Below are 13,128 nucleotides of genomic sequence, written 5' to 3'. Positions count from 1 at the left end.
ACCTTCCGCTTCAATCAACTTACTAAGCATGTGTTTAACTGTATAGGTAAATAAAAATGCTAAACCCCCTTCAATTGTCTGCAATGGGGGAAGGAAATTATTAAATACTTTTTCCCCGATTGATATAAACCACCCTGCTTGACGGTTGGTTGAGTAGATCATTATCACGAAAAAAAGGACCCTGATTGAATCAGGGTCCTTTCTCTTATAGTTTGTCCAGTTCGTTTTCGGTGATTTTCCAGTGGGAGGCATTCCAGCCTGGTTTTCCTTCTATGAAGAGGAAGGCTTGGGGTGATTCGTGGCGGATGCCGTATTTTTCAGCGATATGATGGGACAGTTCCCTTGATTCCTGGACGGCCAGATAGTAGCCATCTTCTTCTTCATGCTTGTTCAAAAATGCCTGGTATTCAGTAAAGGCATTCGAGCTTACAGGGCAAGTGAGACTGTGTTTCATAAAGAAGAAACGCGGATTTGTCTCGGAAAGTTGTTCAAACTCCTGAACGGTATCGATCTTTTTCATCTGTTCCATACTTCCTTTCACAATTGTAATGGTTCCTTAGCCAAAGCGATTTATAAACCTTTTCATTTCAACAAAAAAACGGTGAAGTCATCATATCACTTCACCGCCCTTTGAATCAATGATTATTGATTGTATGTTTTTTCAGTTTCATCAAAAGCTTTCTTTGTTTCTTCAAGCTTCTGATTCACATCTTCCGTTTCATCAGCAGGTGTCGTTCCCACTGCTGAAACAGCTTGAAGCTCTTCATTTGTTTCTTGCAGTTCGTTATTATTGGAGCGGTATGTTTTCAGCTTCCCAACCACATTGTTGGACTGTTCTTGTACGGATTTTGTCAGTGCAGAAGATTTTTCTTTTGCCACTGCTGCAAGCTCATTGCTCTTCTCTACAGCCGTGTCTTTCCATTGTCCTGTCTTTTCCTTAAGGACGACGGTTTTCTCATTGATATCATTTCGAAGGTCTTTACCTGATTTCGGGGCCATTAGAAGGGCTGCTGCCGCTCCCACGATTCCCCCGATCAGTGTCCCGATCATGAAATCCTTTGAGTTGATGTTGTTGCTGTCATTTGTCTGGTTTTGGTTCTGGTTTTGATTGTACTGTTGAGTCATGTAAAAATTCCCCTCTCTAATTGTTATAAGATCTTGCTCTTTTAACTAATTTTTCTCGAGATCGAACTTCCTTGGATGCTTGGTTTGGAACAGCTACATCAGCAACATCAGGTTGTGTTGGCTGTTTTTCCTGTTTTTGTTTCCATTTGTCCTTTAACTCAATAAATGCATTACCCCATTGAACCACCTGTGAGATCTTGCCCTGGTTGCGCTCCAGTTCAGTTGAAATGGAGGTACTTACCTTCTTCACCGAGTTATTAAGGTTCTGGATGGAATGCCCTACATCTCTTACCGCATAAACAACCGTGTTCAGATCCTCAGACTTCTTCTGGATATCCTCAGCCAATAAATTTGTTTTATGTAGTAATTCTGTAGACTCTCTTGTTACTCCTTGAAGCTGGCTCTCAAGTCCGGTCATTGTCGTTGAGACACTGTCCAATGTAGAGCCCAGGGACTTCAAAGTCTTCATCAAACTCATAACCAAAATAAAAAATGCAACTGCTATGACAGCTACGCTTAGATAAAGAATGATTTCCATATGCCACACCTCCATGTATAGAAATTCTTTACCCTTATGATGAACAAATAAACATTATACTAGTATTTCTTCATCCTAAACCATTTTCCTGCATGAAAAATAAATATTTTTTCTTGTGTTAGCATTTCACATTTTGGTCGAGTCATGCCAACGCATTTTAGGGTACAATAAAAAAGACTACATATAAGGGGGAAAAAGAAATGAAAGATCCACGCATTGAAAAGCTGGCAAAAAATTTAATTCAATATTCTGTGCAATTACAGCCTGGAGAAAAAGTGCTGATCGAAAACTTCGGATTGCAGCGTGAACTGGTGACGGCTCTCGTGAAAGAAGCGTATGCAGCCGGAGGACATCCTTTCGTATCCATCAAAGATCACGCAGTCGACCGCGCATTATTAATGGGAGCCCAGGAAGAGCAATATGATATGATCGCGAGCTTTGAAGCGAATGTCATGGAGCAGATGGATGCGTATATCGGTTTACGTGCAGGCGATAACATCAGCGAACAGTCCGATGTGCCTGACGAAAAAATGAAGATCCACGGCAATACGATCGGGAAGAAAGTACATAGAGAAATCCGAGTCCCTAAGAAGAAGTGGGTCGTGCTCCGCTACCCGACGGCATCGATGGCACAGCTCGCCAATATGAGCACAGAAGGCTTCGAAGACTTCTACTTCGACGTCTGCAACCTGGACTACAGCAAAATGGACAAAGCGATGGATAACCTCGTTGAACTCATGAACAACACAGATAAAGTCCGCCTTGTCGGTGAAGGGACGGACCTTTCTTTCTCCATCAAGGACATTCCTGCTGTGAAATGTGCGGGACGCCTGAATATTCCTGATGGCGAGGTGTACAGTGCACCTGTGAAGGACTCGGTGAACGGCGTGATTTCCTACAATACGCCATCTCCTTATAACGGATTTACGTTTGAAAACGTCAAATTGACATTCAAAGAAGGAAAGATTGTCGAAGCCACTGCGAATGATACAGACCGGATCAACAAAATCTTTGATACGGATGAAGGGGCACGATATGTCGGGGAATTCGCCATCGGCGTGAATCCATTCATCCAACATCCGATGCAGGACATCCTCTTTGACGAGAAGATCGACGGCAGTTTCCACTTCACACCAGGGGAATGCTACGAAGAGGCATATAACGGAAACCACTCGAACATCCACTGGGATATGGTGATGATCCAGCGTCCTGAATATGGCGGCGGCGAAATCTATTTCGATGATGTATTGATTCGAAAAGATGGAAGATTTGTCATCGAAGAACTTGAAGTGTTGAATCCAGAGAATTTGAAGTAAGAAGTTTGAAGTCATCGTCAGTCATGACGGTGGCTTTTTTTGTATGGTGATAGGGATATTGAGTGGGTTAGCGTATTTGCCTGTTGAATTTCCGTCTGATTTTAACAGGTGATTTCAGTGAGAAATTTGCCTGCTGAAAAAATGCAAGAATTCAGCAGGTGAATTTCAGCTAATATTCTCCTGCTGAACTTCAACCAATACTCTCCTGCCAAACGAACCAAACCACAAAAAAACCGGCTCCCATAAGAGCCGGTTTTATCTATTATTTCTCTTCTTTCAATTGTTCCCCAAGCTTCTGTTCATACGCCTGCTGGAACTTTTGTACGTCTCCCGCCCCCATGAAAATCAGTACGGCGTTTTCATGTTTGAGTAATGCGGTCGTATCTTGTTCGTCTATGATTTCACATCCTTCGATCTTACTTTCCAGATCGTGGATGGAAAGTTTTCCGTGGTTTTCCCGTGCGGAACCGAAGATTTCACATAGGTACACTTTGTCCGCAAGACTCAAGGTTTCGGCAAACTCAGTCAGGAAGGTCTGCGTACGTGTAAATGTGTGAGGCTGGAAGACAGCTATGATCTCTTTTTCAGGATATTTCTGTCTTGCCGAATCAACGGTTGCCTTGATTTCAGTCGGATGATGAGCATAGTCATCGATCAGGATCTGTGAGCCCACTTCTTTTTCAGAGAAACGGCGCTTGACTCCTTTAAATGTGCTTAATCGTTCTTGAACGATGGCCGTATCAAGCTCTTCATAGTGACAAATGGCAATGACGGATAAGGCGTTCATGATGTTATGGTCACCGAATGTCGGGATTTTGAATGCGGCATAAAATTCATTGCGCACAAACACATCGAATGATGTACCCGTTCTGTCCCGTGATACGTTTCTCGCCTGGAAGTCGTTTTCCTCGGCGAAACCGTAAAACACCACCGGTACCTGCGCCTGGATTTTTTGCAACTGTTCGTCATCCCCGCATGCAATGATTCCTTTTTTCACCTGCATGGCCATCTCCTGGAAAGCAGAAAAGACGTCATCCACATTGGCAAAGTAGTCCGGATGATCGAAATCAATGTTCGTCATGATGGCATAGTCAGGGAAATAAGACAGAAAGTGTCGTCTGTATTCACATGCTTCGAATACAAAGTAATTCGCATCCACTTCGCCTTTACCGGTTCCATCCCCTATGAGGAAGGAAGTCGGCTTTGCGCCACTGATGACATGTGCCAGTAAACCGGTTGTCGACGTTTTTCCATGGGCACCCGTTACCGCAACACTTGTGAATTCCTGCATGAAGTCACCAAGGAATTTATGATATCTGGTTACAGGCAGTCCTAGTTCAACGGCCGCTTGTATTTCTTCATGGGTGTCAGGGAAGGCATTCCCTGCGATCACATGCATATCCCCTCCAATGTTTTCTTTTTGGAAAGGTAGTATTTTAATATTTGATTCATCCAGAGCCTTCTGAGTAAAGAAATACTTATCTACGTCAGATCCTTGGACCTCGTAGTCCATATCATGGAGTATTTGGGCTAATGCACTCATGCCCGACCCCTTTATTCCTACGAAATGATATATCGTCATAATAGAACCTCCAACAATCGTCTATCTAAAAGCATTATATGAAATCTATATTTATTTTGCCATCGGTCTTTAGCTTTCGATATGTGTGTTTAGAAAAAAGCGTACTTTCTTCAACTTGAAACATTATATCATTTTTTGAAATCCCTGACCATGCAGAAGCTACGAAAGACTGGGCAGAATGAAGTTTGGCGCTTCTTCCTTTAAGAACGTCCTCCATAATACCCCAGTTTCTTGATTCATTTGACTATAGTGTGTTTGCAAATTTGCTATTACGTCCATTGATTTCACGGGAAAAACAGGACCTAAGATCCACTGATGAACGACCAGCGGGACTTTCCTCACGAAATAGACCTGCCCTTCAGATATTTCCTTTTCTATCCAATCAAGGTTACTTTTAACAATCACTTCTTCTCCCTGAATGATCGTCTGGCAGCGTACGGTCCGTCCTTCTTTCCCTTTGACTATGACGGGTTCCCAGGCAGCCGTCAATACAACGGCACCTAGGAGTTTGGTTGATTCCTGAAGGGGATGTGACTGCAGAAATTGAAAGAATAAGGTTTGCCCCTTGATGGTTTTATAATCAAATAGAAACCATTCTTGAAACAATTTCTCGGCTCGAGCCTCTATCCGGGCCTCATCGTGTTGAAGGAACCGTTTAGAGAAAATCATTTTAGCCCGTACTTTTTCCCTTATATTCGTTTCCTTCAAAGCGTACTCAAACGCTTTCCGGTAGAGGTCCTCAATATGATCCTCGGCGATTTGCTGTTTTTTCTGCCTGAACCGCTCAAGATCTAACGTGCTTTCCTGCTCTTGCATGTTCTCACCTATTCGAATTCTACTTTTTCCAGACGGGGGTTCGGTCGAAGCTTCCTTCCTGCCTTCGCTTCAGGGGAACCGTCGATGACGACGTTGTCCCCAGTGAATCCTACATGGATCTTCAGAAGACTGCTTCCGACTCCGTACATATCGACTGGAACTTGATTTTCCTCAAACTGACGTATGCGGTCTTCGTTAAAGCCGCCCGACACGACAATCTTGACGTGCTGGTAGCCTTCTTCGTCCAAAGCATCTCTCAATGCATTGATGAGCTGCATATTGACCCCGCGGGGATCAAAGGTTCCAAGCACGTGCTGATTACGAAGAAAGTATTTATCGATCATCATTCTTGATGTATCTACCCTTACCCCTTTTAATTCCTGGCCAAACTCTCTCGCGACTTTCAATGAGTCCGTAATGACATCATTATTGTAATCTACCAGGGTGATGAGCTCGTCTTCGGGGAATGTTTCCTTGTACGCTTTCGTTGCCTCTACGATATCCCCATTGAATAATTGAATGAGGGCATGAGGCATGGTTCCCATCCCTTTTTTTCCCCACCATTCATTCATGGCGTGGGTCGCCTGGGCGGTAGAGCCTCCTATGAAGGCTGCATAACCGTCTCCCGCCTGTTGGGTAAAATGATCGTCCCGGTCTCCCATGAAGATGACGGGCTTCTGTTTCCCCGATAAGGAAGCAGCTTTCATCACATTGTAAACGCTCGTCGCAACGGACGTTCTTCTCGCAAGGATTCCGTCGATGATGCCTTCTAAATATCCAAAGTCCTGATAGCGGCCCTTGATGGTCAGCACGGTTTCAAACGGAGAGATCTGATCTCCATCCTTTAAGGAGTGGATTTCAAGATTCTGCGGGTTATCAGCGAATGTATGCAGAAGGGCGATGACTTCGTCCGTTCCGCAAATCACGGCATGTGTCTTTTGAAAGAATTGCATGGTGATGACTGCATCCGGTTTATGTTTCTTGGCAATTTCCTTCGTCTTTAAAAAATACACAGCTGAAAACCAGCCATCCTTGATTCTTTCATCAAATTTAAATGTATGATTGGTCAACCTGTTGAGTTTTCCTTGAAGTTTCAATTCGATTTCTTTCATCACTAAAGCTCCTTATGGCTCTTCCTACACAAAAAGAATAGGTATTCTGTTTACATTCGTCCTTGTTGGACAGATATAAACAGAATACCATGTATTAAATATTTGTACTAGTCTATGCGAGTGTCTCCAATTCACTTTCGGAAATGAGGACATCCCTTGGTTTACTGCCTCTGGACTCGGAAATGATTCCATTACTCTCCATCATTTCCATCAATCTTGCAGCCCGGTTATAGCCGATCCTGAATCGCCTCTGCAGACTTGAGGCCGATGCTCCTCCCTGATCGACGACAAACTCACATGCCTCTAAAAACAAGTCGTCCTCTTCCTCGGTGACCTGCGCTTTCTTGATCAATTCATCCTGCTGGAAGAGATAATCCGGTTCCCGTTGTTCCCTGACATGACGGATGATGTCATCGATTTCGTCATCGGATACGAACGTACCCTGCAAGCGGACCGGTTTGGACGAACCATTCTCAAGGAACAGCATATCCCCTTTACCGAGCAGGCGCTCTGCACCGCTCCCATCGATGATCGTCCTCGAGTCAACGCTTGAGGAAACGGAGAATGCGACCCTTGTCGGTACATTCGCCTTGATCAAGCCTGTGATGACGTCAACCGAAGGACGCTGAGTGGCAATGATCAAGTGAATTCCGCAGGCACGCGCCTTCTGGGCGATACGGCAAATGGCTTCTTCCACATCTGCCGGCGACATCATCATTAAATCCGCCAGCTCATCGATGACAATCACGAGGTAAGGTAGCATATCGCTGTATTGTTTATTCCGCTTGGCGAGTTCGTTGAAACGCTTGATATCCCTTACCCCTGTGTGGGCAAATAATTCGTATCGTCTTTCCATCTCCTCCACTGCCCATTTAAGGGCGGCGGTCGCTGCTTTCACATCGGTGATCACCGGGCTCACCAAGTGAGGGATGCGGTTATACGGTGCAAGCTCGACCATCTTAGGGTCAATGAGGAGCATCTTCAATTCATCCGGAGATGACTTATACAGAAGACTGACGAGAATCGAATTGATGCATACACTTTTTCCCGAACCGGTCGCCCCAGCGATGAGACCGTGCGGCATCTTACTCAGATCCGTCACGATGGGCTGGCCGGAAATATCCAGCCCGAGGGCCGCCGTCAATGGCGAAGACGGCTCCTGGAAGGCAGGGCTCGCAATGACTTCACTGATGCATACCGGGCGGCTCTCCCTGTTCGGCACCTCAATCCCGATGGTGTGTTTACCCGGAATCGGCGCTTCCATCCGAATATCCTTGGCTGCAAGGCTCAGCTTTATGTCGTCTGTCAGATTCGTAATCTTATTGACCTTCACCCCTGGTTCAGGCTGCACTTCAAAACGTGTGACCGACGGCCCCTGGGTGACATTCACCACTTTTGCCCTGACGTTGAAATTATGAAGGGTCTCATCAAGTAAAAGTCTTTGAGAATCCAGCCACTCTTCGCTCATTTCCTTGGATACCGGCGGCGTCAAATAATCCACTTTCGGAAAGACATAGTCTCTTGTCCGTTTCGATGACGAGCTTAATTCACTGTAGCTCTTTACCGCTTCTTCTCCTTGGACCTGAGTCTGTTGAGGCGCTTTTTCCTGATGAGGCTGCTTTTCTTCACGTCCCACGTCTTCTGCGGATTCTTCCACACGCGCTTCTTGAACGGGAGGTGCCGTTTGTTCAGGGGTCCTCTGTCTCTCCATGGAAGGGGGACCTTCCGTACGTGCGGACGATCTGCGAGTATCCATCTGGCGCTTATCTTGTTTAAGCATCAGCACGTTAAAAGGAAGATGCGATCTCTTCCGCCTTTCCGGTTCCTTCTTGATCGGCTCTGAAGGGACGGCCGCTTCTGGTTCTTCGTCGACGGGACTTTCATCAACAAGAGACTCTTCTTCCATGACAGGCTTTTCATCAACAGCCGGTCCTTCTTCTGCCGTTCCAACGACTGCTGTTTCTTGGTGCATTTGAGCTGTCTCGCCGGCAGGTACTTCCTGTACGGGTTCGACTGTTTCCGCTGCTTCGAATTGGAGGGACGGACCTGACTCTTGAACCGTATCACGTTGTCCTGCCATATCGGTTTCTTCTTTAACCGGCTCAGGTTCATTTATTAGTGAAATACGCTCATGTGATGACGTGGGAATGACTGTTACTCCGTCGTCTTCTTGTTCCGTTTCAATTATTCGATCCGGTTGTTTCTCTTCTGACTTTATCTTCTCAGCGTGAGCCGGATGTTCTACAGGTTGGAAGGTTTCTTTTATTTCTTCCGTATGTGACTGAACACGGGCTTCAGCCTCTGGCTCCTTGGCAATGGCAGATTCTTTTTCTCCGGAAGGAAGGGATTCTTCTACGATCGATAGAGCTTTTGGATTGATGACTGCTTCTTTTCTCTCTTCTTCATTATGTAAAAACTTATTCAGCTCATATTCGACACTTTCTTCTTTCTTAACAGGTCTCCCTCTAAAACCATAGATGGGTGATGGAATCTCCGTTGGCGTAAATGGCCGGCTGTTTCCTTTTTCCACCTTTGTCGCTTTCTTTGTCTTGATGGGGGTAGACTGGTTCTCTTCTTTCCACTTTCGGTTGTCTGAAGAATGGTTTCGGCTTTTCGGCTGCCGATGCTCCTGCTCTCTAGGTTTTTCCCTTTCTCTTTCTCTTTCTTGATTCCTTTGAGTTCTCCGTGGACGCTCTCTGTTTTCACCGTCTGATATCAGGGGAAATCGGAAATTCCCTTTTGGATATTGATAGGTCATTCTTGCTTCTACATCACGTGAATGATTAGGCCCTGCTATATGTTTACGTTCAGCCTTTGTCGGTTCGAGCGGCTGAACATCGTCGTGGTTTTCATCATGGTACTCTTCAAATTGTTCATCGTTATCTGATAATTTACCAAATATTTTTTTGATCCAGCTCACAAACATCACTCTTTCTTTCATACTTACTATTTATTTTATCAGTTAAAGAGAAAAATTCGAGTCATTTCGATAGAATAAGAGAATTGTTAAAGGATTGTGTCGAAATAAACATAGGTGTAAAGAGAATGTAATACGTAGATTCGTCACATGAGTGTGTGCTGGTTGATTTCCACTGCAGGTGCTCGCTTTCCGCGGGGCTGGCGGTGAGCCTCCTCCTGCTTTCACGATGTCCAGCTACAGGGCTTAGGGGCTCGAGGTCATAAGCCAAGTCTGCCAAAAAGGCCAAAAACGCCTTTCCGGCAGACTCGTCTTATGCTTGTCGCCCCTGGGCAAAGCCCTTCCGCTTTTCGTATTTCCCGCAGGAGTCGAGCACCTTCCGCTTCAATCAACTTACGAATGATCGGTTCACACCAATGAATCATCGACTCTTTTTGAAGGATTCATATGAAAAATCCCTCTTAATTTCAATCGATCATTCGCAACACTTTGATTAACATTCCAATATACAAAAATACCTGAGCCCACACTCAGGACCCAGGTATTTGTTTTTATGCTGTGAATGGTTGACCTATTTGGTATGTGTCTTCAAGGACGAGGATGCCTTTTTCTTGGGGTGCATCGGGAAGGGCAAGTTCTTTGGCAGAGCAGATCATCCCTGATGATGCGACTCCTCGAAGTTCTGCATCTTTGATGACCATTCCGCTTGGCATGACTGCGCCTACTTTGGCGACAACGACTTTTTGGCCTTTGTCTACGTTAGGTGCACCGCACACGATTTGCAGGGTTTCATCTCCAACATCGACGGTACAGATGTTCAGTTTGTCTGCATTTGGATGCTTTTCTTTTTCAGATACATAGCCGACAACAAATTTCGGTGAAAAGTCTGCTTCCAATACTTCATCAAAGCCGTTCTTCTTGATGGCTTCGTTGATCAATTGGAGCTTCTCATCATTCATTTCGACAGGTCCCACTTCACTCACGTTTATATACTTGGATGCTTGGAATAGGTTATAGCCAAGTGTTTTCCCTGTTTTCTCATCGAATAAACGTGCTGCGTCTTCTTTTCTTTCGTGTTGTACGTCTCCTTCAAAGCCCGGATCCAGTGTAACGATCAGGGTATCACCAATGCCTTCCAAGTTATAAAATACGTTCATCATTTTTTCTCCCTTTCCTTTTTGCGATTTTTTGCCAAAATGAAGATCGGTTCCAATTCCCCTTCTTCATATACAAAGGATAATGCTGTAATCGGAACATTTCCTGTCGTAAAGAAACTCATCGTCATCTGTGCAAGGACGTCATAGCCCGTTTCATTACGGATATCCCCGATGACCAATACATCCTGATGGGGGACCGATACCGTCATCTCACCTTGAATATCCTTGCTGACCTGTTTTAAGAAACTATCATTCAAAATACGACTGGCATCGTATCCGTCATTGTTATTGAGAAAATAGAATAGGTTTCCTGCTACTTCATCCTTTTTCATGTCTGTTGGCAGACTTCTGACGTTGAAAAGGGCAGTCTCCTTCATTTGCTCATGGGTCCAGCCTTCAGCCTTCAGCATGTTTTCATCCAGCAGTCGGTAGGTTTTCCCTAAATCAACGGCATAGTAGATACGCGTTTCAGCTGTATGCTCGTCCGTCACGAGTGCCACACCTTCATTGGATTCAGTTGCAAAAGAGGTTGAACGGATGACAGGAAAGACCTTCTTCTGTTTACTGGCAAGATCCGCTTCTGTTCCCATCACATTTAAGGCTTCTTCTACGTAATAGACGACTTCATCGATGATGGATTTATTGTTTTCCTTCCATTTCGATACGATCGGCGGCAGGGCGACGGTGATCCCTTTTTTCGTAGTGGTGTTCTCGATTCTCAGTGAATCTTTATCCCGATCATATGTAAACGTACGATTTGGTTTCTCTAATCGTTCCTGGAGTATACTTTTTAGCTTTTTAATGTCCAAATCTGATCCTCCTTTGGTGATACATTTATATAGAAAGTACTGATCCTAAACCTTCGTTTTTCATTCTCACTTATAACATTTTACATGAAAATGGCGAGATTACAAAAGGAACCTTTTGATTTAGGGAAAAAGAAAAGGGATCCCGTTTTTCAGGAGATCCCCTTTGCCGTTATTTATGAAGCTAACGAGTTCATGAAGTCCTCGATTTGTTCTTTTGATTTCCGGTCTTTGCTTACGAAGCGTCCAAGTTCACGACCGTTTCCGTATGCGAGGAAGCTCGGGATTCCGAAGATATCAAGCTCGATGCAGAGGTCGATGAATTGATCTCTGTCTACATATAAGAATGTATAGTCACTATACTCACTTTCGATTTCCGGAAGGATCGGTTCGATGATTCGGCAATCCGGACACCAGTCGGCTGAGAACATGAATACATGCTTCCCGCTTTCTTTCAATTGGTGGAATTCTTCCACTGATTCAAGTTTACGCATTTTATTTGCCCCCTGTTTCAATCGTCATTTGGTTTGGTTTGATCCAACCTAGTTTACGCATATATTCAGATATTAACAGGCTTATGAATGCAGGTCCAACAAAATGCAACAGAAGGATTTTCATTGTGACATCCCAGCTGAATCCCATCGTTTTGAACGTCATGATCTGTCCGACGAATCCGCTCGTTCCCATCCCGGCACCGGCTGCATTGTTTTCCATCAGCCAAACGGTCGTGCCGATGGGAGCGAGAATCATGCCAGCCAGAGTCGGCGGAATGAGGATAAGAGGATTTCGAACGATATTCGGGACCTGTAACATGGAAGTCCCGATTCCCTGGGCGAATAATCCGCCTACCCGGTTCTCCCGATAACTGATGACGGCAAATCCAACCATTTGAGCGGCACAGCCAATCGTGGCGGCACCTGCAGCGACCCCATTCAAATCAAGCATCAATGCAATGGCCGCACTTGAAATCGGGGCAGTCAGGGCAAGACCCATGAGGGCCGCAACCAGGATCCCCATGATGATCGGTCTCTGTTCCGTCGCCCAGCTGATCCAGCTTCCAAACATACTCATAAAGTCGGCGATTCCCGGCCCGATGAAGTAAGCGACCGTGAATCCTGCAAAAATCGTGACAAATGGCGTCACGATAATATCTATTTTCGTTGTCTTACTGACAAGCTTTCCAATTTCTGTAGACAGGACAGCCGCTACATACGCTCCTGCCGGTCCTCCAAGAGTCGCTCCGGCAGCCCCTGTCACCACGGCTGCGAATATGACCAACGGCGGCGCCCCAAGTCCAAAGGCAATCGCCACACCGATCGCCGGCCCCATCAAGCTGATGGCAAGTGTCCCCATCTCGATGAAGAATTCACTTAACCCTGCAGGAAGGGGAAGCTGCTCCCCGATCGTCTTGATGATCAATCCAATGATCAACGAGCTGAACAACCCCAGTGCCATATAACTTAAAGCATCTATAAAATACGTCTTCGCAGAAAACGTAACACCTTTTCTCTCCAAATACCCTTTCAAGCCCCTCACTCCTTCGTTTACCATTCCTTTTACTAGTGTAAAGACACATGTTTGATTTGTCTATTATTTTCCTCGAACCTAAGCATAATTTCCCCCACTCTCGGCTGAAATGATGTGGACAACTGAATTAACACAGCTACAAGAAATATTAAGTTTAAGCTTAAAGTTACTGTGTGGGAGGTGGTGTTATTTTCAATATGGAAAAAAGTGTCGTACCACAGAGTGGATTGTA

General features: G+C 45.1%; 12 protein-coding genes. 1 reads left to right on the top strand and 11 read right to left on the bottom strand.

The annotated features are described in order from the left end of the window. Nucleotides 1-205: 205 nt before the first annotated feature. The 3 genes from ytxJ to BVI01S_RS20990 form a co-directional block, all read right to left on the bottom strand. Nucleotides 206-520: a bacillithiol system redox-active protein YtxJ gene (gene ytxJ, locus BVI01S_RS21000; protein ID WP_061811460.1), complete on the bottom strand. Its 315-nt coding sequence runs from the start codon at nucleotides 518-520 to the stop codon at nucleotides 206-208. A 122-nt stretch (nucleotides 521-642) separates the two neighbouring features. After that, nucleotides 643-1,125: a YtxH domain-containing protein gene (locus tag BVI01S_RS20995; protein WP_034765687.1), complete on the bottom strand. Its 483-nt coding sequence runs from the start codon at nucleotides 1,123-1,125 to the stop codon at nucleotides 643-645. A 16-nt stretch (nucleotides 1,126-1,141) separates the two neighbouring features. Further along, entirely contained in the window at nucleotides 1,142-1,663 is a 522-nt protein-coding gene (locus tag BVI01S_RS20990) for a DUF948 domain-containing protein (protein WP_034765684.1), read from the bottom strand. Between the two features lie 200 nt (nucleotides 1,664-1,863). On the opposite strand from BVI01S_RS20990, the gene BVI01S_RS20985 reads away from it, so the two are divergent. Further along, nucleotides 1,864-2,979 (top strand): aminopeptidase, encoded by a 1,116-nt coding sequence (locus BVI01S_RS20985; protein ID WP_061811459.1) that lies wholly within the window; start codon nucleotides 1,864-1,866, stop codon nucleotides 2,977-2,979. Between the two features lie 262 nt (nucleotides 2,980-3,241). Here BVI01S_RS20985 and murC read toward each other — a convergent pair whose 3' ends face one another. The 8 genes from murC to BVI01S_RS20945 form a co-directional block, all read right to left on the bottom strand. Continuing rightward, complete coding sequence (murC, locus tag BVI01S_RS20980) at nucleotides 3,242-4,561, bottom strand: UDP-N-acetylmuramate--L-alanine ligase (RefSeq protein WP_034765679.1); 1,320 nt, start codon at nucleotides 4,559-4,561, stop codon at nucleotides 3,242-3,244. A gap of 159 nt (nucleotides 4,562-4,720) precedes the next feature. Further along, nucleotides 4,721-5,377 (bottom strand): hypothetical protein, encoded by a 657-nt coding sequence (locus tag BVI01S_RS20975; protein ID WP_061811458.1) that lies wholly within the window; start codon nucleotides 5,375-5,377, stop codon nucleotides 4,721-4,723. An 8-nt stretch (nucleotides 5,378-5,385) separates the two neighbouring features. Then, nucleotides 5,386-6,489: a nicotinate phosphoribosyltransferase gene (locus BVI01S_RS20970; protein WP_034765673.1), complete on the bottom strand. Its 1,104-nt coding sequence runs from the start codon at nucleotides 6,487-6,489 to the stop codon at nucleotides 5,386-5,388. A 112-nt stretch (nucleotides 6,490-6,601) separates the two neighbouring features. Continuing rightward, nucleotides 6,602-9,409 (bottom strand): DNA translocase FtsK, encoded by a 2,808-nt coding sequence (locus BVI01S_RS20965; protein WP_061811457.1) that lies wholly within the window; start codon nucleotides 9,407-9,409, stop codon nucleotides 6,602-6,604. A gap of 548 nt (nucleotides 9,410-9,957) precedes the next feature. After that, complete coding sequence (ytpR, locus tag BVI01S_RS20960; protein WP_061811456.1) at nucleotides 9,958-10,563, bottom strand: YtpR family tRNA-binding protein; 606 nt, start codon at nucleotides 10,561-10,563, stop codon at nucleotides 9,958-9,960. Beyond that, nucleotides 10,563-11,372 carry a DUF1444 domain-containing protein gene (locus tag BVI01S_RS20955; protein WP_034765664.1) on the bottom strand — a complete coding sequence of 270 codons (810 nt, stop codon included), beginning with the start codon at nucleotides 11,370-11,372 and terminating at the stop codon, nucleotides 10,563-10,565. The genes ytpR and BVI01S_RS20955 overlap by 1 nt, the downstream gene beginning before the upstream one ends. A 173-nt stretch (nucleotides 11,373-11,545) precedes the next feature. Beyond that, complete coding sequence (locus BVI01S_RS20950; protein ID WP_034765661.1) at nucleotides 11,546-11,863, bottom strand: thioredoxin family protein; 318 nt, start codon at nucleotides 11,861-11,863, stop codon at nucleotides 11,546-11,548. A gap of 1 nt (nucleotide 11,864) precedes the next feature. Beyond that, nucleotides 11,865-12,896, bottom strand: a complete 1,032-nt coding sequence (locus BVI01S_RS20945) for a PTS sugar transporter subunit IIC (protein ID WP_061811455.1) — start codon at nucleotides 12,894-12,896, stop codon at nucleotides 11,865-11,867. Nucleotides 12,897-13,128: the final 232 nt, after the last annotated feature.

This window comes from Rossellomorea vietnamensis NBRC 101237 (genome assembly GCF_001591825.1).
In the GTDB taxonomy this organism is placed as follows: Bacteria; Bacillota; Bacilli; order Bacillales; family Bacillaceae_B; genus Rossellomorea; species Rossellomorea vietnamensis.
Note: the sequence above shows the minus strand (reverse complement) of the source record. Positions and strands in the feature narration are given on the sequence as shown.